Origin of the sequence: Thalassobacillus cyri (assembly GCF_900107755.1) — a bacterium.
GTDB classification, from domain to species: Bacteria; Bacillota; Bacilli; order Bacillales; family Halobacillaceae; genus Thalassobacillus; species Thalassobacillus cyri.
In genome coordinates, this window is the sequence record NZ_FNQR01000006.1 from 116,839 (window position 1) to 139,663 (window position 22,825).

The window sequence follows — 22,825 nt, forward strand, 5'->3', positions numbered from 1 at the left end:
TTCCAAGGGTATTGGAACCGGGTTTTAGTATTCTATCGGTTTTTTGTTTTCATCTAAAGTGAATCCTTCCCCAAGCACGTCATGAACTGAAGTAACTGCAACGAATGCGTGTGGGTCGATTGAATCGATTACATTTTTTAAGCGGACGATTTCATTTTTACCAACAACGCAATATAAAACATCCCGCCGTTCTCCTGTAAACGAACCACGACCTTCAAGTACAGTCACTCCACGGTCCATTTCTTTCAGGATTCTCTCTGCTATCGATTCACTTTTAGAAGAAATGATAGTAGCTCCTCTTGCCGCATAGGCACCTTCCTGAATCAGGTCGATGACTCGGGCAGCTATGTAGACAGCAACTAAGGTATACATTCCTTGAATCATATTCAAATAGGTGATGATAGAAGTAAAGATGACAGCGGAGTCAAAAACAAACATGGCTCTTCCCATCGACCAACCCCAATATTTATGGATCAGCCGGGCCAGGATATCTACGCCTCCTGTTGTTCCCCCAAACTTAAAAATAATCCCTAAACCTACACCGACAAAAACACCGGCAAACAGGGCAGCTAATGTCATATCATTTAGCAGGTTGATTTGAATGGTATAGATTTGAAAGAGCCAAATGAAAATGGAGACAGCGAAAATTCCAATAAGAGAATAAAAGAAAGTATTTCTGCCCAAAATTCTCCATCCAATAATCAATACAGGTACATTTAAAAGGATATTCATCAATCCTGGGTCCCAGTTGAATAGGAAAAGTAATAAAAGCGTAATCCCCGTAAAGCCACCTTCCCCTAGGTTGTTTTGAATATTAAAATGGACAAGACCGAAGGAGAAGATAGCAGAACCGAGCAGAATGAAGAAAATATTTTTATATTTTAAGCTGAAAATCAATGGGATTTCCTCCTTTCCTGAATTCATATGCATGTCTTTCATTATAATCAAATAACAGGAAAGCGACAATAACCGGGAAGGTTCGATTAAATGATTTGTCAAAGGCTCCAGTTTTGGCTAACATTTAGAGAGATAGATGATAAAAGGGGAGGTAGGAGTTTTGAGTGATACATTAACGACTAAACAAATGCAAGAACGCGTCGATCGATACATATCCCAGTTCAAAGAAGGATACTTTTCTCCTTTAAGCATGATGGCAAGGATGTCGGAAGAAGTTGGAGAGCTTGCCAGGGAAGTCAATCATTTTTATGGTGAGAAGCCTAAAAAAAGTTCGGAAGAAGAAAAGTCGCTGGAAGAGGAATTTGGAGATGTAGTATTCGTCCTTACAAGCTTTGCAAATTCGTTGGATATCGACCTTTCGGAAGCCTTCGATCGCTCAATGAGCAAAATTGAAACGCGAGATAAAAACAGATGGACAAGAGTAACAGAAAGGAGCAATCAGGATGAAACCAATTAAGGTAATCGTAGCAGGACCAAGAGGGAAAATGGGCTCCGCAGCTTTGCGTATGATCCAACAATCAGATAACTTGCAATTAGTTGGGTGTATAGACCGTAAATTCGATGGCCAGATTGTGAAAGACTTGGATGGGCTGCCTGACTTTGAAGCAAAAATCTATGAAGATCCTGAGGTATGCTTAAATGAAGTAGAAGCAGATGTACTCATCGACCTGACAACTCCTGAATTCGGATATAAACATACGAAGCTGGCGTTAGAAAATGGCGTAAGGCCTGTTGTAGGTACTACAGGTTTTACTAAAGAACAATTAAACGAATTGACGGAGATGGCTGAAAATAAGAGAATTGGAGCAGTAATTGCCCCGAACTTTGCTATTGGAGCTGTGTTGATGATGCAATTCTCTAAATGGGCAGCAAAGCATTTTCCAGATGTAGAAATCATTGAACGACATCATGATCAAAAGCTGGATGCTCCATCTGGTACCGCGGTTAAAACTGCTGAGTTGATTCAGGAAGAAAGAGAAGCGAAACATCAAGGGCACCCGGATGAAAAAGAGACGATGAAAGGCGCACGGGGAGCTGATAGTGAAGGGTTGAAAATTCATAGTGTCCGTCTTCCTGGCTTAGTAGCACATCAGGAGGTCATGTTTGGAGGTTCAGGTGAGACATTGACAATCAAACATGATTCTATTAACCGGGATTCCTTCATGACAGGAGTCAAACTATCTGTGGAGCGTGTCATGGAAATGGACATCCTGGCGTATGGTTTGGAAAATTTATTGGATTAGGGGAGAGACTAATGAATATAGCCTTGATTGCACATGATGAAAAGAAGCCGGAGATGCTCCAGTTCGTGTTCGCTTATGAGCAAATCTTAAAAAAACATACGTTATTTGCAACTGGAACGACGGGTAAACGGATTGCAGAAGCGACTTCCTTAAAGGTTGTCCGCTTCCAATCGGGACCGTTGGGAGGCGACCAGCAAATCGGAGCTAAAATAGCAGAAAATGAAATGGATATCATCATTTTCTTCCGAGATCCATTGACAGCCCAGCCACATGAACCAGATATTAGTGCTCTATTACGCCTGTGTGATGTACATATGATTCCGCTGGCAACGAATATGGCCGGAGCTGAGATTATAATCAGGGCTTTGGATCGGGGAGATCTTGAATGGCGTGAAATTATAAAAGATAGAAAAAAGCAAGGGTGATTGTGTGAAGAAAATAGGCATTACTTGTTATCCCACCGTGGGAGGGTCCGGGGTAATCGCTACTGAACTTGGTAAACTTTTAGCTGAAGAAGGACATGAAATTCATTTCATAACCTCCCAGGTACCTTTCCGGCTTAACCGCATTTATTCGAATATATTCTATCATGAGGTAGAGGTGACCAATTATCCGGTTTTCAGCCATCCTCCTTATGATTTAGCACTTGCAAATAAAATGGCAGAAGTCATCAATAGAGAAAAGCTGGATATTCTTCATGTCCATTATGCGATGCCCCATGCCATATGCGCCATCCTTGCTAAGCAAATGGTTGAACATGATGTAAAAATCATCACTACTTTGCACGGAACAGATATAACGGTACTCGGAATTGATCCTAGTATGAAAAATATTATCAAATTCGGTATTGAGCAATCAGATCGGGTTACTGCTGTCTCCCGCAGTCTCGCTGAGCAAACCAAAGAGATGCTCTCCGTTGAAAGGGAAATGGATGTTCTCTACAATTTTGTAGACGAACGGGAGTATTACCGCCACTCGGATCAAGATTTGAAAAAACAATATCATATAGCGGATGAAGAGAAAGTCATTATTCATATCTCCAACTTCCGTAAGGTGAAAAGGGTACAGGATGTCGTTTATGCTTTCAGCAAAATTGTGAAAGAAGTACCGGCTAAATTGATGCTCGTCGGGGATGGACCTGAATTTTCCACCACGTATCAATTAGTAAAGGATCTGAACCTTCAAGATCATGTACTGTTTTTAGGAAAACAGGAAAACGTATCAGAGTTGTTGTCTATTTCGGATCTGAAGCTTTTGCTTTCTGAGAAAGAGAGCTTTGGGCTGGTGCTGCTTGAAGCGATGGCATGTGGGGTCCCGTGTATAGGTACAGAAGCTGGAGGTATACCTGAGGTAATTTTACATGGTGAAACCGGCTATATATCTGAAGTTGGTGATGTGGAGGATATCAGTGAAAAGAGTATTGAGATTTTGACGGATCAAGCCTTGTGGGAAAGATTTTCAAGGAAAAGTGAAGAAAGAGTAAAGGAAGAATTTCATTCTCAACGAATATTAAAAAAATATGAAGCTCTTTATGATAAGGTGTTGGAATCATGAATCTGAACATAAAACATATTCCGGCTTTTCAAAAAGCTTTGTCAGTCATTAAGAGGATTGAGAGTCATGGCTTTCAGGCTTTTTTTGTAGGGGGTTCCGTCCGCGACGCCTTGATTGGCAGGGAAATCGGCGATGTCGACTTGGCAAGCTCTGCTACTCCAGTCGAAATTATGAATATCTTTGATAAGGTAATCCCTGTAGGAATGGAACATGGGACCGTAATTGTACGCTACGATGGTGAATCATATGAGATTACAACATTTCGATCCGAGTCAGAATATCAGGACTACCGTCATCCGGATAAGGTGGAATTTGTTACGGATATAAAAAAGGATCTGGCCAGGAGAGATTTTACCATCAATGCGATTGCTTTAGATAAGAATGGGGATTTGATCGATCCTTTTCATGGCCAGCAAGCTATCCAAGGCAAAAAGATACAAGCCGTCGGAAATCCTTATGAACGCTTTGAAGAAGATCCATTGCGCATCATGCGGGCTGTCCGGTTTGTCAGTCAATTAGGATATTCAATCGAGGAAGAGACAAGAGCAGCGGTTCAAAAACAAGGCCCACTGCTTGAAAAAATTGCTGTAGAACGGATAGCTATCGAATTTGAAAAAATGTTTCAAGGCAATCAACTTGTCCAGGCGATCGAAATTTGCGAGGATGCCAGTTTGTTTCAGTATTTTCCAATCTTCCGCCATTACCCTGACTTGTCTAATGATGCGAAAAGAATTCCCTATCCTTTTGCTGACTTTGCGGAAATCATCAGTTTCTTTGTCCACTGTTCTCCTGAGCTCTCTGTAGATGATTGGACCCGGCAGTGGAAGCTATCGAAGCAAGTTAAGAACGATGCCAGAGCAATTCATAATGCAATTCAGTATTACCAGGATAACGGATTGGATGATTGGCTAGTGTACCAGCTACCTGAAAAACTAACCAAACCGTTTTCAAGAGTGACGGGGGTCCTTTATTCGCGGGATTCTGCCAAGTTATGTGAGGATGTAAAAATGAAAAGGGAAAAACTGGCAGCCCATAATCGGAGTGAGCTTGCTTTTCAGGCAAAAGACCTTTTTGACATATTTCCAAACAAGCCAAGAGGGCCATGGATAGGAAAGTTACTCGGCACCATTGAAGAGAAGGTAGTATCCAGAGAGCTCAAGAATGATTATAATGAAATAAAGGAGTGGGTGATCAAATGGAATCCACCCGGCAGAGACTGATAAAAATTTTAGAGAGCAACAGGGACTCTTATCTTTCAGGACAAGAGCTTTCCAATCAGCTGAACGTATCCAGAACCGCTGTTTGGAAACATATGAAGGAATTAGGAAAGGACGGTTATGAAATAGAAGCTGCTCCCCGAAAAGGCTACCGGATAGTAGCTTATCCTGATAAGGTTACGAAAAATACTTTGCAATGGGGGCTGAATACCAGCCGGGTCGGCAGAGATATCTTTCACTATGAGCAGGTTTCATCTACTCAGGATATTGCTCATCAATTAGCAAAAGAAGGTTACGGGCATGGGACTGTCGTAGTAGCAGATGAGCAAGTGAAAGGAAAAGGGCGTATGTCCCGAGCCTGGCACTCAAAAAGAAATGAAGGCATTTGGTTTAGCTTATTGCTGAAGCCCGAGCTTCCCCCTGTCCAAGCCCCCCAAATCACTTTGCTTGCCGCTGTGGTATTGGCAGAGGCGATTTCGTCAATATCTGATTTATCTCCACAAATCAAATGGCCGAATGACATATTGATTAATCATAAGAAAATTGCAGGAATATTGACAGAAATGCAGGCGGAACAGGATCAAATCCAATATATCGTGTTAGGAATAGGCATCAATGTCAATCAAGATCAATCCAGCCTGCCGGAAGATATCAGGCACAAAGCTACTTCCCTGCGGCAGGAATCCGGAAAAACCTGGGAAATTAACTGGTTGATCCAGCTGATATTGGAGACCTTCGAAAATACATATGAACAGTTTATTCAAGAAGGTTTCCTCCCCGTTAAAAACAAGTGGGAAAAGTATGGATATAGGCTAGGCCAGGAAGTTACGATCTCTACGATGCGTAAGGCATGGCAGGCGACACTAGTTGGCATCGAGGCTGATGGCGCATTATTGACTCGCACAGAAGAAGGGATTCAGGAAAAGCTTTATTCTGCCGAAATTCACTGGGGAGAGGGTGGTTACAATGCTAACCCGTAAACGTATGCTGGACATGAAGAAGAATAATGAAAAAATTGCGATGGTGACAGCCTATGATTACCCATCAGCCAAGATTGCGGAACAAGCGGGAGTTGAAATGATTTTAGTAGGTGATTCTTTAGGCATGGTCGTTTTGGGATATGATTCTACTATCCCAGTTACGGTGGATGATATGATTCACCATGGGAAAGCTGTGGTGCGCGGAGCGCAGGGTACTTATGTTGTTGTGGATATGCCTTTCATGTCTTATCATATATCTCTGGAAGATTCTCTGAAGAATGCGATGAGAATTTATCAGGAAACCCAAGCACAGGCATTGAAGCTAGAGGGAGCAGGCGGCATACTTCCAACGATTGAGCGAATGACAGAAGGCGGTATTCCAATAGTCGGACATCTCGGACTGACTCCACAATCGGTTAACGTATTAGGTGGCTATAAAGTCCAGGGCAAACAAAAGGAAGCAGCAGAACAATTATTACAGGACGCATTAGCGGTTGAAAGAAGCGGAGCAATAGCGCTGGTGCTGGAATGTGTGCCAAAGGAACTGGCTGCTTTAGTCACAGAACAACTTACCATCCCTACGATCGGAATTGGCGCCGGAGCTTCCTGTGATGGCCAGGTGTTAGTTTATCATGATATTATGAACTACGGCGTGAACCGACTGCCGAAATTTGTCCGAACCTACGAGGATGCTAATCGGACTTTTACTGGTGGGATTGAAAGATATATAAAAGAAGTTAAAACCGGGGATTTCCCTAAGGAGTCCCATACGTTTACTATGGACCCTTCAAGTCTACCGGATATTAAAGGTGATGAATCATGAAAATCATCGAATCGCCTGCGGAATTACAGAAAGAAACGAGCAAATATCGTGACCAGGGTAAAAAGATTGGATTTGTACCTACCATGGGCTTTTTACATGAAGGTCATGAACAGCTTATCAGGCAGGCTGAAAAGCAAAACGAAATTGTCGTATTAAGCATCTTTGTCAATCCGCTGCAATTTGGCGAAGGAGAAGACCTGGATCATTATCCAAGAGATGAGAAGCATGACAGGGAAGTAGCACGAAGGCTTGGTGTAGATATTATATTTTTTCCTACAGTAAAGAGCATGTATCCATCGGAACCAGCAATCAAATTATCAGTGACCAAAAGGACGAATGTACTCTGCGGAAAAAGCCGTCCTGGTCATTTTGATGGGGTGGTCACGGTGTTAGCGAAGTTATTTCACTTATGTCAGCCATCAGCAGCTTATTTTGGAATGAAAGATGCTCAACAAGTAGCTGTAGTGAAAGCGTTGGTTGATGATTTGAATTTTCCTGTGGAGATCGTTCCCGTACCAACGGTGAGAGAGAAGGATGGTTTAGCAAAAAGCAGCAGGAATGTTAATTTGAGTCCGCAAGAACGGGAGGAAGCTCCTGCTATCCAGAAGGCGTTACAAAACGGTCGAAAAATGATTAAAAATGGTGAAAAAGACTTTCAAACCGTAAAGACTGCTGTAAATACATTTATTGAAAACAATACTCATGGTAAAATAGAATATATTGAATTGTTATCTTATCCCAGTTTAGAACCTGTTGACAGACCAGCAGGGAAAATGATTCTAGCCACTGCTGTGAAGTTTGAAAAAGCCAGGTTAATTGATAATTTGGTTTTTGACAGCAAGGGTGAATTAACCATAGGATGACATAATAGGAGGAGACACCATGTACCTGACTATGATGAAAGCAAAAATCCATCGCGCCCGCGTAACGGAAGCAAACTTGAATTACGTAGGGAGCATTACGATTGATCAAGATATTATCGAGGAAGTAGGAATCCTTCCCCATGAGAAAGTTCAAATAGTCAATAACAATAATGGCGCTCGTCTCGAAACTTATGTAATTGCTGGTGAGCGGGGCAGCGGTGTTGTTTGTCTGAATGGGGCAGCGGCTCGTTTGGTACAGCCGGAGGATGTCATCATTATTGTATCGTATGCTATGCTTTCACAGGAAGAGTTAGCTGATTTCAAACCAAAAATCGCCTTGATGGATGAAGATAATCAAGTGAAACAGGTTATTGAAGAAGAACCACCGTTGACAGCAGTCACTAATTAGTATAGGACAGGTTGTTCCAAATAGCGTTACACAGGGGATTCTCGCTTACAACCAAGCGGAATCCTTTATTATTGCAGTATTCCAAAGCAGGGTATTTTTTCGACTTTTCCTTTCTAAAGACTCTGTTAAATCCCAGTGTTGACTTTCCATTTAAGCTTTCGTTTGTTGAACATTGGTTTCGTTACTTTTACTTTGAGAATATGGGTTCTTGGAAACCATGACTCAAATTATACAGGGAACAATTCCAAGAAGTCTCTGTATGGTCGATTAGGACGTTATTTCAACTAATCTTTAGGCTTAATCGCTTCAAAAAGGTTCATGTTGCAAGGAGCGTGGGGGAACGGGGAGACTCCTACGGGAAAAGAGTTCCAGATGAGACTCCGCAGAGCGTCAGCTCGAGAAGGCTCAGCGGACTCCCGTGGAAAGCGAGTCGTTCCCCCACGCCCCTAATCTCTCCCAAACACATTTCGCGGAATCAAGTGTTCCAATACGGCCAAATATCTGAATAAGCCTCATATGTTTACAGAGTATTTATAAAAAACGTTTCGAAATCTTATTTACATAAAGGCCCATGGAAAGCGAATGGGCCCCTGACCGTATATGATTCCAAGGTAGTGGAGTCGGTAATTTTTTAAAAAGAAAGAGAGCACCGCTTTCATAAGTATGGGGCTTACGAATAATAGAAATATCTATGTAAACGAATGAAAAGAGGGGTAAGGGATGGCAAGATTTACAGTCGTTGATTTAGAAACCACCGGTAATGCACCATTGAAAAACGACCGAATCATCGAAGTCGGGATCGTAATCTGGGAAGATGGAGAAGTAGTGGAAGAGTTCTCGTCGTTAGTCTATCCAGAACAAGATATTCCACCGTTTATTACAAACTTGACCGGGATTACAAATGAGCATGTGGAAAATGCCCCTCTTTTTTCAGAAATTGCCCCAGAGATTCACAAAATGTTTACAGGTGCCTATATAGTTGCGCATAACATTCAGTTTGATCTTGGCTTTTTAAATAAAGAATTTGTGAGATGTGGCCTGAATGCACTCAATAATCCCGTAATCGATACGGTGGAACTTGCACGCATCCTTCTGCCACAGTCTCCAGGCTTCAAATTGGGTCAGCTTGCAGAACAATTGCACGTTCAGCATAACGATCCCCATCGCGCTTTATCTGATGCAAAAGTGACGGTGGATTTATTAGCATACTTGTTTCAGAAATTCACGATGCTTCCACTGGTTACATTGCAGCAGCTTTTAGAAATTGAAAGTCCTCTGAAAAGCGATTTACGTAACTTACTGATGGATGAAATCAGTCGGAAAATGTACAGTGATCAAGAAAATCATGAAGTAGTAATGGTTCATGGCCTGGCTGTTAAAGCGACAGCACCTAAGTCAGAAAATGAGCACGAAGTTCCTGATTCTTTCGGTGATTATCTCGATCAATTATTTCTTTCTGGAAATGGATTAGCTTCCATCATAAATGATTACGAATACCGGGAAGGCCAGAGGACAATGGCAGAAACGGTTTATGATGCATTCACTTCCCAAGAGCATGCATTGATTGAGGCAGAAACTGGTACAGGTAAATCATTGGCTTATTTGATACCCGCCGTCTATTATGCAGTCACGAACAGAAAGAGAGTGGTCATAAGTACATTTACAACCCAACTGCAACGCCAGCTTTTGGAAAAAGAAATACCTCAGGTAAAAAAGTTGTTCAGTCATCCGTTCGAAATTGCATTATTGAAAGGTAAAGAACATTACATCAGCACTCTTCGATTCAGTAAAGAGCTTAAAGAAGGAAGCAGAGATAATTACGATATTATTTTATCTAAAGCAATGCTTCTTGTCTGGTTGACGGAAACGATTACCGGGGATATTGACGAAATACAATTACCTTCAAGTGGAAAATATCTATGGAATCGAATCTCTACGGATCAAGAAGAAGCAGAAGAAACCTGGTCAAAGGCCAACAAAGATTCCTTTTACAGGAAGGCCAGGAGTCATGCAGAGAAAGCTGATATCATTATTACCAATCATTCTTTATTATGTACCGACTTAACACTGGAACATGCGTTCATGCCTGATTTTCATCATTTGATAGTGGATGAAGCCCATCATTTAGAAACGACAGCCAGCAAATATTTCGGTCTCCATATGGATTATGGATTATGGCAAAATTACTTTAACCAGCTGGAAGCTTTATATACTGCAAAGCAGTCAGCCTGGTCAGGTAAAATGATGGAAATTGTAAATGAAAATATTCCTATCTATAAACAGTTGAAAGAAGACCTGGATAGTTTATTCCGTTATTTATTTCAGCTGGTGTTGGCTAACAATAAAAAGCGGAAAGATAGAAGTGATGTCGGCAGGGTCCAATTTACTTATCAGCATAATAAGATCAAACCAAAGCAGTTATCGACTATTCAGGAAATGGTCCAAAGAATAAGCTTTGCAGTCAATCAGCTGGATAGAGGGATGGAAGCGTTGAACGCTCATTTGGAAGCGGAGAACATTCTTACTGATTCTACCAATTCAGATTTCATAGAAATAACAGCTTTCGTCCAGAAATTAAAACAAATAAATGGTGAGCTGCATCAGTATTTACTCGATGATGAGGAAGAAGAGGTCAAATGGCTGGAAATTGACGCAATGGGAGCACATAATTCCGTGTACCTCTATAGTGAACCAATAAACGTGGCAGAACGGTTGAAGCATTCTTTATTTGAAGCGAAAGACAGTATTATTCTTACAAGTGCAACCCTCACTATGAAGCATTCGTTCCGTTATATTACCGACCGTCTGGGAATTACGGATCTCAAGCCGCTTCAAGTGAAAATTCCATCACCTTATCCTTTTGCAGACCAGGTGCAGCTAATGGTACCAAATGATTTCCCTGATATAAAAAGCGATCAAACAGAATTTATTCACGCAACCTGTGAAGCGATTTATTCCATGGCACAAATCACAGAAGGAAGAATGCTTGTTTTATTCACTTCTTATGATATGTTGAAAAAAACATATGAACTGCTGAGGGAAATAATTCTTCCGGAAGAATTCATGTTGTTTGCTCAAGGAATTACAAGCGGGAGTCGGGAACGGTTGAAGAAAAACTTCCAAGCCTTTGATCAGTCCATTTTGCTTGGAACCAGTTCCTTTTGGGAAGGCGTCGATATTCCTGGTGATGACTTATCGTGTCTTATGATTGTACGTCTGCCATTCCAGCCACCGAACCATCCAGTTTATCAAGCCAGAGCAGACCGTTTGAAGCAAAACGGAAAGAATGCGTTTATGGAACAATCTTTGCCTCATGCAGTCATCCGGTTCAAACAAGGATTCGGCCGACTCATCCGTTCCAGTACCGATAGAGGAATTGTATTTGTTTGTGATCAGCGCTTGATCCATGCACGTTATGGGAAATATTTTATCGAGTCGATTCCCGAGGTTCCATTAGAAATAGACAGTACTGCAAAACTGATGGAAAAAGCTCAAGAATGGTTATGATTTTTTCGTCTGCATATGCTAAAGATGTTAAATTCTTTGAAGATAGCAGGGATGCAGATGTTAAGATTTTTGTTTCTGTTACTGTTGAGTTTGGTCATGACAGGAGCAAGTCAGCCACAAGAATCACAATATGAACCTAAAGAAAGAAGTCAAGCGAAAATCACATTCTTTAATTTGGCTGACGGCGAAGCAACATTGCTCCAAACGGACCGTAAAAAATATTATCTCATCAATACAGGGGAACATGACAGCTATAAGCAGCTGATTGAGGAACTAGAACGTTTCGATGTTAAAACAATCGAAGGAATTATACTGACTGGTCAAACCAATGATTATTGCGGGAACATGAATAAACTTATTGAAGAATATCAAGTAGAGAGAATTTATCATACAGGAACAATACAAACCAATTGCCAGCCAGAGGCAGATGTAACGACCACTACCTGGAAAGAAGACGATGAAGTCCAATTAGATGGTATTTCCATGAAGGTTATATTTACAGATGAAGAAAAAATGTCGCTTCATTTATCCTTTTATGAAACGGGAGTCATTTTTTTCGCAAAAGGGGATATTGAGGAAGAAATTCATATTACAAAAAAATCATTGCCACCTTTTCAAATCTTAAAAATCGGAGAGTATGGGACAGGTAATGCCCCAACAGAACAATTTCTTGAAAAAACAGATCCTCATATGGCAGTGATTTTCACAAGAAATGGAAGTGCGGTGAATGATGGGCTGATTGAACGAATGCATGGCTTCTGGATGGATGTATACCGCCTCCAGCAAACCGGAACGACAACCATTGAAATGGACAAAGACCAATACAATGTACCATCAGATTAAATAAAAAAACTGTGCCCGAAGTCCGGGCACAGGATGGTTGTGGGTTAGGTTTTTTTGGTTTATGTGGAATTCACCATCAAATTTTGATAGGTGAACTGTTATAATGATAAAGGTGATGACTTTACGTTACAGTAATATTGTCCGTTAAACTGCCATTTATATAAGTAGCAAATATTGAGATGAACTGATTTTTTTGGAGGAATCAATAATGGGGAATAAAATCGAAACACTCTCAACAGTTAAAATTAAGAATAGTGATGATTTGTACAAAATTGTTGATACGTTGAATCGTACATTGAAAGAACAAAATTTAATGTTTGGATTGGCACTGGATAATGATGATCAGGACACAGCAGTCTTCACGATCTACCGTACCTGATTGGGTTAAATGGACAGTTCTTGGCTGTATCGTTATCGGATTGATTCTAACCATTGCTGCCTACTGGTTTTATACAGACATTATGGAAGATAAGCAAGAAGGATATGGGGCATCAAAGCAGATAGCCGTTGAAGAAACAGCCTTGATTGACATCGACTCCATTCAAAGGTATAACGGTAACGAGGCACTTCACATTGTTTCAGGAGCAACTGAGTCCGGGGAACACGGCTATGCTTTTATCAGTAAGAAAAACAAGCAGCTGGTTACTTATGTCAAGAAAGAAGAACTTGCTGATGCAGCCAGTCTGGAAAAAGCATGGCAGGAAAATTGTGATAAGTGCGAATGGATTGATATCAAATTAGGACTTGAAGATGACAGAACGGTTTGGGAAATGACCTACATAGATGAGCAGGGAAGATACGTAATAGCTCATTATGACGCCGAGTCAGGAGAACGGTATCAGCAATTTGCATTCAGACGATCTTAGGAGGAGTGGAGAAAATGAAACTAGCAAACCGGGTACAAGCACTGACACCATCAAGTACATTAGCGATAACAGCAAAGGCGAAAGCATTGAAAGCAGATGGACATGATGTCATCGGCTTAGGTGCAGGAGAGCCGGATTTCAACACCCCGGAATATATTTTGGATGCAGCTTCTTATGCAATGAAACAAGGTCTGACTAAATATACTCCATCCGGGGGTATTCCTGATTTGAAGCAGGCGATCATCGAGAAATTTTCAAAAGATCAAGGATTGAATTACAAAGATACACAAATTGTCGTCACTACTGGAGCCAAGCACGCCTTATACACATTGTTTCAAGTTATACTGAACCCTGAGGATGAAGTGATTGTCCCGACTCCATACTGGGTGAGTTACCCGGAACAGGTGAAGTTGGCAGAAGGGAAGCCGGTGTTTGCCGAAGCAAAAGAGGAGAATGGGTTCAAAATCACTCCAGAGCAATTGGAAGCTGCTATATCCTCCAAGACCAAAGCGGTTATTATTAATTCACCAAGCAATCCTACAGGCATGATGTATTCTCAAGAAGAGTTACAAAAACTTGGAGAAGTCTGCCTAAAGCATGACTTACTGATTGTTTCGGACGAAATTTATGAAAAACTGATTTATTCAGAAGAAGAGCATGTTTCGATTGCTTCTTTATCAGATGAATTATACAAACATACCATCGTTATCAATGGTGTCTCTAAATCACATTCCATGACGGGGTGGAGAATCGGATACGCAGCGGGTGATCCGGAAATCATCAAGGCAATGACTAGTATGGCATCCCACTCTACATCTAATCCGACTTCGATTGCACAGTACGCTGCACTTGCGGCATATACAACGGACGAACATGAAGTAAATAAAATGAAACAAGCATTCGGTGAACGTTTGGAAAAGCTTTACGATTGGATTGTCGAGATACCTGGTGTAGCGTGCGTAAAACCTAAGGGAGCCTTCTATCTATTTCCTAATGTGAAAAAAGCCAGTGAGCAGAGTGGCTTTGATACGGTTGATGCATGGGTAGAAGCATTATTGGAAGAAGAGAAAGTAGCGGTAGTGCCGGGTTCAGGATTCGGTTCCCCGGAAAATATCCGACTTTCGTATGCCACTTCTTTAGATCAACTGGAAGAAGCGGCTAAACGGATCAAACGATTTGTAGAAAAACATACATCATAGTAGTTGGAGGGAACATTGTGAAAACGACGATAGCAGAAGTACACAAACATGTAGGCGAAGAGGTGACAATTGGAGCGTGGCTTGCTAACAAAAGGTCCAGCGGAAAAATAGCTTTTTTGCAGCTTAGAGATGGAACGGGCTTTATGCAGGGAGTGGTCGTCAAGGCTGAAGTGGGTGAAGAAAAGTTCCAGGAAGCGAAAAGCCTGACTCAGGAATCATCCCTTTATGTTACCGGGACAATTGTAGAAGACACACGTTCTCCACTAGGTTTTGAAATGCAGGTGAATGATTTCGAATTAATCCATGAAGCGGTTGACTATCCGATTACGCCTAAAAATCACGGGACAGAGTTTTTGATGGACCACCGTCATTTATGGTTACGTTCCAAGAAACAGCATGCGGTAATGAAGGTTCGTAATGAAATCATCCGTGCGACCTATGAATTTTTCAATGAGCAAGGTTATGTGAAAGTCGATCCTCCGATTTTAACTGGAGCTTCTGCAGAAGGAACGACAGAATTATTCCATACGAAATACTTTGATGAAGATGCTTATCTTTCTCAATCAGGTCAATTATATATGGAAGCAGCAGCGATGGCATTTGGAAAAGTGTTTAGTTTCGGACCGACATTCCGAGCCGAAAAGTCGAAGACAAGACGTCACCTGATTGAATTCTGGATGATTGAACCGGAAATGGCTTTCATGGATCATGAAGACAGCCTTCAGGTACAGGAGCATTATGTTTCTCATGTTGTCCAATCCGTTTTGAAAAATTGCACCATAGAGTTGGCAGTACTTGATCGTGATACTTCTCAACTGGAAAAGATAAGTGCTCCTTTTCCGCGAATCACCTATGATGAAGCAATCCAGTTAGTGAAAGAAAAAGGGTTTGACGATGTCGAATGGGGCGACGATTTTGGGGCACCACATGAAACTGCAATTGCAGAAAGCTTTGACAAGCCTGTTTTCATCACCCATTGGCCTGCGGAAATCAAAGCGTTTTACATGAAACCAGATCCGAAACGCCCGGACGTTGTATTATGCGCTGATTTGATTGCTCCTGAAGGTTATGGGGAAATCATTGGAGGTTCACAACGGATCGATGATATGGAATTGATGGAACAAAGGTATGAAGAAAATGGATTGACGGGTCCTGCTTACGAATGGTACCTGCAGCTGCGCCAGTATGGCAGCGTTCCACACTCCGGCTTTGGCCTGGGGTTAGAGCGCACGGTTGCATGGATAGCAGGTGTAGAGCACGTAAGGGAAACTATTCCATTCCCTCGTTTGCTGAATCGTTTATATCCATGATGGAAGGATGAGGACCTTCATTAAGATTCTCTCATAGACCATGCTGCTTTTTAACGGGCATGGTCTGTGTTATGAAGAGCGGATTAGAATAAAAGACAGCCAGTATATATACATTTAAGGTGTGAAATCATGAGTAATTATCAGCAATATCAGGATATATTGAATGATCAAATGGTGATATCCAAACGCTTATTGAAGAACTATCAGACGTTAGGATTGACGGAATCAGAATTATTAATTTTACTTCAAATTCAACGCTTTTACTATGAGGGCAATCCTTTTCCTACGCCAGAGGAGATTGCTCAATTTTCTCCAGGCACAGAACAGGATTGTTCACGACTGCTCCGTAATATGATCAAGAAAAAGATCCTGGTAATTGAACAAAAAAGAAATGAAGATGGCATCTTGAATGAATATTATTCTTTTGAGCCGTTGTGGGAAAAACTATATACGGTTGAAAAAGAAGTTACGCCTGAAGCTAATAAAGAGGCACATGATAATTTATTTGTGTTATTCGAACAAGAATTCGGCCGTTTATTATCTCCTTTCGAAATTGAAACCATTAATATATGGCTGGATCAAGATGGACAGCAGCCAGCACTCATAAAAGCTGCTCTCAGAGAAGCTGTCTTAATGGGAAAACTGAATTTCAAGTATATCGACCGCATTCTTAGAGAATGGAGTAAGAAGGGGATACGGAGCGTAGATCAGGCAAGACAGGCAGGAAAACAATTCAGAGGCCAGCAGCAAACAGAACAGCCAGTATCTCAACGCTCCAAAAAGGATATATCTTTATATTATAATTGGCTGGAGGAAGAATAGGGGAGAGATGGACAGGTGCTCAATAAAAAACAAATTGAATACTGCCTGCAAGTTTTTGAAGAGATGTTTCCACATGCAGAATGTGAATTGAATCATTCGAATCCATTTGACTTGTTAATTGCAGTGGTGCTATCAGCTCAGTGTACGGACGCATTGGTCAATAAAGTGACCAAGGAACTTTTTCAAAAATATCGCACACCGGAAGATTATCTGGCAGTTCCCATTGAAGAATTAGAACAGGACATCCGCTCCATCGGTTTATATAGAAATAAGGCTAAAAACATTCGTAAGCTGTCTCAAACACTGTTGGATAAGTTCGATGGGGAAGTACCGCGGACTAAAAAAGAGCTTGAGAGCCTGGCAGGTGTAGGGAGAAAGACAGCTAATGTCGTGGCTTCTGTAGCATTTGATGAACCTGCCATAGCTGTTGATACCCATGTTGAACGTGTCTCGAAACGATTAGCTATCTGTAGATGGAAAGACTCTGTGCTGGAAGTAGAGAAAACGCTCATGCGGAAAATTCCAAAGGAGAAATGGAGCGAAACACACCATCGTATGATTTTCTTCGGGCGTTATCATTGCAAAGCCCAACGCCCTAACTGTGAGCAATGCAAGCTGTTGGAAATTTGCCGAGAAGGACAGAAGCGTATGAAGAGAAAGAATCATGTATAAATAGCTTTTACCAAATAGGAAAGCCAGTAGATGAGTGATACCATCTACTGGCTTTTTGTGATGTTACTTTGTTATGGCTTAAATTGGCGAATCAATGATTAGGGTAAGATGCTTCCATCATCACCGTCAGTACCACCGTCAGTACCACCGTCAGTGCCACCATCAGTACCCCCGTTAGTGCCACCATCGGTACCGCCATCAGTACCCCCGTCAGTGCCGCCACCGGTACCGCCATCAGTACCGCCGTCAGTGCCACCGTCAGTACCACCATCGGTGCCACCGTCAGTACCACCATCGGTGCCACCGTTAGTACCGCCGTCAGTGCCACCATCAGTACCGCCGTCAGTACCGCCATCGGTGCCACCGCCAGTACCATCGTCAGTACCACCACCAGTGTCTCCACCAGTGTCACCACCGGAGTCACCGCCATTTCCTTGGCCATTACCATTGTCTTTGTCTTTATCTTTGTTTTTATCTTTTTTGTCCTGATTCTCTTTAGATCCTTCTTCCGAATCTTCCTCAGAATCATCGCCACCAGGCACCGTTACCGAAGCTGATTGCGGATCACTCTTACTATCATCATTGACAGCTCTTATACTGAATTCATACGTTGAGCCTGGATTTATCTGGGTAACTTCTAAAGATTTTTCTTTCATGGTTGTAATTTGTCGGTTATCGGAACCGTCAACCGAGACATAAACCTCAAATTGGACGTCATCATCTTTATGATCCCAGGACAAATCGATCACATGTTTATCTTTATTATACTCTGCTGATAATCCTGAGACCGGATCCAGCTTGTCATATTGTTCCGAAGTTTCCGTCGGCAGGTTATCAACAACAAATAGTTCCGTTACGATTTCTGAATCTGGTGTGTAATCACTAGGCAGCTTAGCTGGATTTGAACCTTTTTCCACTTCTACTTCTTTTACCGTATCCGGTTTAACAAAGTCTTGCGTTTCTTGACCTTCAGATATGGTTGTCATCAACGATTTGAACAATTGTTTAGGAATATCCTGACCTGATTCTGGAATATGCTTATCATTTCTATCTCCATACCCCGTCCATGTAGATATCGTGTAATTGGTAGTATACCCGTTGAACCAGGCATCTGGTGTCACATCGTCTCCAAAGTTGGTCGTACCTGTTTTACCAGCTACTGGCAAACCAGGAATATTTGCTTCTCGTCCTGTACCGCTGGAGTTTGTCATAACACTTTTCAGCATGTCAGTAATCATATATGCGGTGTATTTGCTCATTGCAGCCTTTGGTTCAGGTTTCAAATCAAACTCTTCCCCGTTAGGCAATTCTACTTTAGTAACTGCATAAGGCTCATTAAAGACGCCTTCATTACCAAAAGCAGCATAAGCACCGGCGAGTTCTTTTGGTGTAGCAGTTGTCTTCCCACCGCCAATGGCATCAGAAGGGTAGAATTGGTCTTTTTTGACCTCGATTCCAAGCCCTTCAGCAAATGGGACAACTTTATCTGGACCTACTTCCTGGAACGTCTTAACTGCAGGATTGTTCAAGGACCTATAAAGGGCTTCACGCATGGAGACCCAGCCATAATATTTTTCCTTGTAGTTTTCAATTACATCCCCGTTTTCAAATTCTACCGGTCCTTCGTCGTTATATTGGTGATAGGTGGACCACTTCATATTTTCAATCGCTGGTCCATATGCCATGATCGGTTTGAATGTAGAACCGGCTTGTCTACCACCTTGAATCGCGAAATTATATCCGCCGTTTGATCCTTCTTTTGCACGGCTTCCCCCAATTGCACGGATTTCCCCAGTTTGGGTATCTACAACAGTGGAAGCTGTCTGCAGTTCATCATCTGGGAATGGAAGGGAGCTGTTTTCACTTAATAGTTCTTCCATTTTTTCTTGAACTTTCGGTTCTACCGTTGTATAAATCTTTAAGCCATCTTTGTAGATATCGGCACCATCAAGTTTTGCCTTGACCTCTCGCTGTACCTGATCTAAGAAAGCCTGATATTTGTTAGCTGTATCTTTTTTCGGGTTAAGCATATCTTCGATTTTTACTTGCTTCGCTTTCTTGGCTTCTTCTTCTGAAATCTTTCCATGGTGGACCATCAAATCTAAAACAATGTCTCTACGTTCTTTAGCGTTTTCCGGATGTTTAATCGGATTATAGGCAGCAGGGCGCTGCGGGATCCCGGCAAGCAACGCAGCCTGCGGCAATGTCAATTCACTCAAATCGGTAATCCCATAATAGGTTTCTGCAGCTTCTGCGACACCGTATGCACCAGCATCGTAATAAATTTTATTCATATACATTTCCAGAATTTCTTCTTTGGAATATTTTTGTTCCAGCTTAATCGCCAGCCATTGTTCCTGTACTTTACGCTCAAGGGTTTTATCTGGGCTTAAAAAGGAACGTTTGACGACCTGCTGGGTGATTGTACTTGCACCTTGGGACCCAAAGCCGCTGGTGATATTGCTCCATACAGCAGCACCGATACGTCGGATATCGATACCTGAATGTTCAAAAAAGCGAGCATCCTCCGTAGCTATTACTGCGTCGATCATGACATCAGGCAAATCACCGTAATTGATTTTCGTTCTATTTTCATTCCCCAACTCTGCAAAAAGCTCTCCATTCATATCATATACTCGTGAAGGAATTGGATCGGATAATTGCGATTTATCAAGTTTAGGAGATCCTGAAACATAGTAGGCGAATAAGCTTCCTACACCAATCATCAGGAAGATTCCTAATATCAGTAGTGCCAGTAGCACCTTTTTGAAATTAATTTTTTTCGTGAATTTTTGTTTTCTTCTTGCTGTTCGAGATTGGCTATCATTTGCCATAACTCATTTCCTCCATTTCTAGAAAAAAAGCTTATCAAGGACTTTGACGTAATCTACACGTGCCTGGTAAGTGAAAGGGATAAGTTTTCCATTCCGCTGAATATAGGAATAAGGAATAGATTTTCTCCCTCCTTTATATTGTTCGTCCCACCAATAAAAAAGTTTCACAGCTGATAAAAAAAATGTTTCCTGGTGCGGTGTGAAACGAATGATCATAAAACATATCCCTCCGTGTTCATGTACAGCTTTCATATGATCAATTTGATGTTGATGGATATTACTTAATGGGAAGGAAGTTTTATTTCTCGTTTCCTTTGCTTCAAAATCAATATAATTGCCTCGATAGATCCCATTATAATCAGTAGTAGATGCTTGTTTGAAATAGCCTTCTTTGATGACAGCTGCACTCCGTTTAGGGTAATCCACTCGAACAATTTGGACCGGGGTGGGCTTCTTATGGATCACCGCGGTATTTGACGCTAAATAATACTCATTGGTTACATTGATGTCCTCCTCAAGGGTCATTCCCCTGTTGCTGAAGTCTGGCTTCTTCGGGGTCTTGTCTGGTTTAGAGACAGTACTCCGTTTACCATTCGGATAATTCATCTTCATACCTCCCACCATGAGAGTATCATACCAAATTTCTTTAAAAAATGAGAACTAAAATATATCGACATGGATAATTATACTGGTGTCGATGATACATAATAAATAAAAAAGAGGGTGATGAGCGTGTCATCAATTTTTCATGGCGAGATAATCCAGCAGGTTAAATATAAATCGATTGTCCATAACTCGGATAACATTACCCGAACGCTTGCTTATCAAAACTATTATTTAAAGAATCCAGAAATTCGCTGGGCATTGCTGGCAAGTATGGTCTCCAGAAATGCAGGATGGAATATGACAGATCTGGTCATACCTCCCATTAAAAACCTGCTGAACGATAAACAGCGCCAGCAATTATTTTCCACCTATGAAAGGGCGAACTGGCTGATTTTTTCAGACGCTTATCCTCAGCTTCTCATTTACCAACTATCGAAGGAGCAGGGGAAGCCATTATTCGAATGCTTAAAAGCCTTTCATGTTTCACGTTTCATGATCCAAGAATGGCTGCGTTTTTGGGAAACCGCAGATGGCGATCGGCTTATCAAAGCTCTAATCATCAACGAACAGAATGTGATTGAAAACCCGGTAATCCAACAGCCGTACTTTCGACGTCAAATCTTTCATCATTGGCCATACTTGCTTGAGTCTTTTTTACGGTTGAATGTAGTTATATTTCCCATGAAAAGTGGCGCATTATATGGACTTCCCGTTTATAGATTCACACATATCGATCAGCGCATCGCGATAGGAAATACGTTGAATGGTCTCCTTTTTAATCCCCGGCTGTTACCACAATTTCTTGATTTTATTCGTACTGTGGAACCGGTGGGAAGCAGGGAAGAGTATGAGCAGTTCTTCACTCTTCCTACTATGACTGCTCCGCCTTTGAAGCAAGTTTATCCAATAGTCCAGCATCAAGACAATATTCGTGAGGATTGGCATCGCTTAAGGGGGTTGAAGCAAAAGTGGTGGGAGGCTGGGATTCCTTCACCAAATGGCGCCCCAAAAAGGTATTATATAAAAAAGAAAGTATTGCTCAAGGTGAGTAAGTTTTTGCCTTTATAGTAGGGGTGAGGCTGGTTATAAAATGCCAGCCTCGTTTATCACTATTTCAATTTCAGGTAGCAGGATGATTTTCTCCATCTAGTTTAGGGTTGCCTGTTTGATTTCGTTTGTTTTTACTGTTTTTCTTATTTTGGGTTTCGGAACGTTTTTGTTCTTTTCTACTCATTGGTGCATCCCTCCTTGTCATTATTCTTTGTCGAAATGCAATTTTTATGATGGATACGATAGCTGTTTTTGTAAGAATAGTTCTAGTTTTGTCAGCTGTGGAGGAGGCAAGAGGAGAAGCTAGAATTCTATATAGTAACAAAGCATAAGAGGAGGTTTGTGCATGGGAGTATCTACAAAAGCACAACAGCAAGGTGTATCCCGACGTCAGTTCGAACATTCTATCATTGAAATGATGGATGACATGCAGCGTTTGGAACAGAAGATTTCCTTAAAAGCTGATGAGGTAGTATTTACAATGGCAGTCGCCCATCGAAAAGAAATCGATCGTTTGCAAGAAGAAATCTTGACAATGCGTGCGGAAATAAAAGAGCTTAAGCGCAACCAAAAAGATCTGCACATGGAAAAGTCGTTTTCTATGGCCGGGAGGAAGACAAGGTTGATTTGATTATTCTGAATGTACCGTTTTCCCCAAGCGTGATAGGCTAGAGGGGAAGGGGTGAAATAGAATGACTGATCTTTATGAATTGACGATTCAAGTCAAAGATTTGGTTGAAGAGTTACGCATCAGATATGAAGCCCAAGAAGGGCCTGCTGATCGTAATGATCATGATTTTTTTCAAAAAGTCAAAACAGAATCAGCGCCTATGTTTCAGTTGAATGATCAATGGCTTGAAACGGCAGAGGAATTTGTGAAAGACAAACGAGTCAATGTCCATCCAAACCAGGTGAAGTCCACACATGAAAATGTGGAATTATTGATTTTGCATAGTTATTATATCGATGTAAAGAAAAAGCGTTTTAATGAGCTCAATCATTCCGTCCATTATGTGATGGATATGCTGTTAAATGATTGGAATCATATAAAAAGGGACCATTGATTGGT

23 protein-coding genes are annotated in these 22,825 nt (G+C 41.5%); 20 read left to right on the plus strand and 3 right to left on the minus strand.

The features are described from left to right. Nucleotides 1–24: 24 nt before the first annotated feature. Nucleotides 25–930 carry a YitT family protein gene (locus tag BLV00_RS09255; RefSeq protein WP_425441667.1) on the minus strand — a complete coding sequence of 302 codons (906 nt, stop codon included), beginning with the start codon at nt 928–930 and terminating at the stop codon, nt 25–27. Between the two features lie 154 nt (nt 931–1,084). On the opposite strand from BLV00_RS09255, the gene BLV00_RS09260 reads away from it, so the two are divergent. The 17 genes from BLV00_RS09260 (at nt 1,085) to nth (ending at nt 17,266) form a co-directional block, all read left to right on the plus strand. Beyond that, the gene (locus BLV00_RS09260; protein ID WP_425441668.1) at nt 1,085–1,414 is read left to right on the plus strand and encodes a nucleotide pyrophosphohydrolase; all 330 of its coding nucleotides are present in this window, start codon (nt 1,085–1,087) and stop codon (nt 1,412–1,414) included. Next, complete coding sequence (gene dapB / locus BLV00_RS09265; protein WP_093044698.1) at nt 1,401–2,201, plus strand: 4-hydroxy-tetrahydrodipicolinate reductase; 801 nt, start codon at nt 1,401–1,403, stop codon at nt 2,199–2,201. The genes BLV00_RS09260 and dapB overlap by 14 nt, the downstream gene beginning before the upstream one ends. A gap of 11 nt (nt 2,202–2,212) precedes the next feature. Further along, on the plus strand, nt 2,213–2,626 hold the full coding sequence (locus tag BLV00_RS09270) for a methylglyoxal synthase (RefSeq protein WP_093044699.1): 414 nt from the start codon (nt 2,213–2,215) through the stop codon (nt 2,624–2,626). Nucleotides 2,627–2,630: 4 nt separating this feature from the next. Next, the gene (gene bshA / locus BLV00_RS09275) at nt 2,631–3,755 is read left to right on the plus strand and encodes an N-acetyl-alpha-D-glucosaminyl L-malate synthase BshA (RefSeq protein ID WP_093044700.1); all 1,125 of its coding nucleotides are present in this window, start codon (nt 2,631–2,633) and stop codon (nt 3,753–3,755) included. After that, entirely contained in the window at nt 3,752–4,975 is a 1,224-nt protein-coding gene (locus BLV00_RS09280) for a CCA tRNA nucleotidyltransferase (RefSeq protein WP_093044701.1), read from the plus strand. Before bshA ends, BLV00_RS09280 begins: the two co-directional genes overlap by 4 nt. Next, nucleotides 4,939–5,952, plus strand: a complete 1,014-nt coding sequence (locus BLV00_RS09285; RefSeq protein WP_342722394.1) for a biotin--[acetyl-CoA-carboxylase] ligase — start codon at nt 4,939–4,941, stop codon at nt 5,950–5,952. The genes BLV00_RS09280 and BLV00_RS09285 overlap by 37 nt, the downstream gene beginning before the upstream one ends. Further along, on the plus strand, nt 5,939–6,775 hold the full coding sequence (gene panB / locus BLV00_RS09290; protein WP_093044703.1) for a 3-methyl-2-oxobutanoate hydroxymethyltransferase: 837 nt from the start codon (nt 5,939–5,941) through the stop codon (nt 6,773–6,775). Before BLV00_RS09285 ends, panB begins: the two co-directional genes overlap by 14 nt. Further along, nucleotides 6,772–7,638, plus strand: a complete 867-nt coding sequence (gene panC / locus BLV00_RS09295) for a pantoate--beta-alanine ligase (protein ID WP_093044704.1) — start codon at nt 6,772–6,774, stop codon at nt 7,636–7,638. The genes panB and panC overlap by 4 nt, the downstream gene beginning before the upstream one ends. A gap of 19 nt (nt 7,639–7,657) precedes the next feature. Beyond that, nucleotides 7,658–8,047: an aspartate 1-decarboxylase gene (gene panD, locus BLV00_RS09300; RefSeq protein WP_093044705.1), complete on the plus strand. Its 390-nt coding sequence runs from the start codon at nt 7,658–7,660 to the stop codon at nt 8,045–8,047. Between the two features lie 720 nt (nt 8,048–8,767). Beyond that, nucleotides 8,768–11,554, plus strand: a complete 2,787-nt coding sequence (gene dinG / locus BLV00_RS09305) for an ATP-dependent DNA helicase DinG (RefSeq protein WP_093044706.1) — start codon at nt 8,768–8,770, stop codon at nt 11,552–11,554. A 57-nt stretch (nt 11,555–11,611) separates the two neighbouring features. Beyond that, the gene (locus BLV00_RS09310; RefSeq protein ID WP_093044707.1) at nt 11,612–12,397 is read left to right on the plus strand and encodes a ComEC/Rec2 family competence protein; all 786 of its coding nucleotides are present in this window, start codon (nt 11,612–11,614) and stop codon (nt 12,395–12,397) included. Between the two features lie 208 nt (nt 12,398–12,605). Next, nucleotides 12,606–12,776, plus strand: a complete 171-nt coding sequence (locus tag BLV00_RS09315; RefSeq protein ID WP_093044708.1) for a YpmA family protein — start codon at nt 12,606–12,608, stop codon at nt 12,774–12,776. Then, entirely contained in the window at nt 12,733–13,263 is a 531-nt protein-coding gene (locus tag BLV00_RS09320; RefSeq protein ID WP_143030708.1) for a cell wall elongation regulator TseB-like domain-containing protein, read from the plus strand. Before BLV00_RS09315 ends, BLV00_RS09320 begins: the two co-directional genes overlap by 44 nt. A 14-nt stretch (nt 13,264–13,277) precedes the next feature. Then, complete coding sequence (locus tag BLV00_RS09325) at nt 13,278–14,462, plus strand: pyridoxal phosphate-dependent aminotransferase (RefSeq protein WP_093044710.1); 1,185 nt, start codon at nt 13,278–13,280, stop codon at nt 14,460–14,462. A gap of 17 nt (nt 14,463–14,479) precedes the next feature. Then, nucleotides 14,480–15,772, plus strand: a complete 1,293-nt coding sequence (gene asnS, locus BLV00_RS09330) for an asparagine--tRNA ligase (RefSeq protein ID WP_093044711.1) — start codon at nt 14,480–14,482, stop codon at nt 15,770–15,772. A 129-nt stretch (nt 15,773–15,901) separates the two neighbouring features. Next, nucleotides 15,902–16,594, plus strand: a complete 693-nt coding sequence (locus BLV00_RS09335; RefSeq protein WP_093044712.1) for a DnaD domain-containing protein — start codon at nt 15,902–15,904, stop codon at nt 16,592–16,594. Nucleotides 16,595–16,609: 15 nt separating this feature from the next. Continuing rightward, the gene (gene nth / locus BLV00_RS09340; protein WP_093044713.1) at nt 16,610–17,266 is read left to right on the plus strand and encodes an endonuclease III; all 657 of its coding nucleotides are present in this window, start codon (nt 16,610–16,612) and stop codon (nt 17,264–17,266) included. 98 nt (nt 17,267–17,364) lie between these two features. Here the strand turns inward: nth and BLV00_RS09345 are convergent, their stop codons facing one another. Together BLV00_RS09345 and recU are read right to left on the minus strand one after the other, a co-directional pair. After that, the gene (locus BLV00_RS09345; protein WP_176791437.1) at nt 17,365–20,100 is read right to left on the minus strand and encodes a penicillin-binding protein 1A; all 2,736 of its coding nucleotides are present in this window, start codon (nt 20,098–20,100) and stop codon (nt 17,365–17,367) included. A gap of 18 nt (nt 20,101–20,118) precedes the next feature. Beyond that, nucleotides 20,119–20,706 carry a Holliday junction resolvase RecU gene (recU, locus tag BLV00_RS09350; protein WP_093044714.1) on the minus strand — a complete coding sequence of 196 codons (588 nt, stop codon included), beginning with the start codon at nt 20,704–20,706 and terminating at the stop codon, nt 20,119–20,121. Nucleotides 20,707–20,832: 126 nt separating this feature from the next. On the opposite strand from recU, the gene BLV00_RS09355 reads away from it, so the two are divergent. From BLV00_RS09355 to BLV00_RS09365, 3 genes are all read left to right on the plus strand, one after another. Further along, nucleotides 20,833–21,774 (plus strand): DUF2515 family protein, encoded by a 942-nt coding sequence (locus BLV00_RS09355; RefSeq protein ID WP_245728919.1) that lies wholly within the window; start codon nt 20,833–20,835, stop codon nt 21,772–21,774. A gap of 328 nt (nt 21,775–22,102) precedes the next feature. Then, on the plus strand, nt 22,103–22,387 hold the full coding sequence (locus BLV00_RS09360; protein ID WP_093044716.1) for a hypothetical protein: 285 nt from the start codon (nt 22,103–22,105) through the stop codon (nt 22,385–22,387). Between the two features lie 61 nt (nt 22,388–22,448). After that, complete coding sequence (locus BLV00_RS09365; protein ID WP_093044717.1) at nt 22,449–22,820, plus strand: DUF1798 family protein; 372 nt, start codon at nt 22,449–22,451, stop codon at nt 22,818–22,820. Nucleotides 22,821–22,825: the final 5 nt, after the last annotated feature.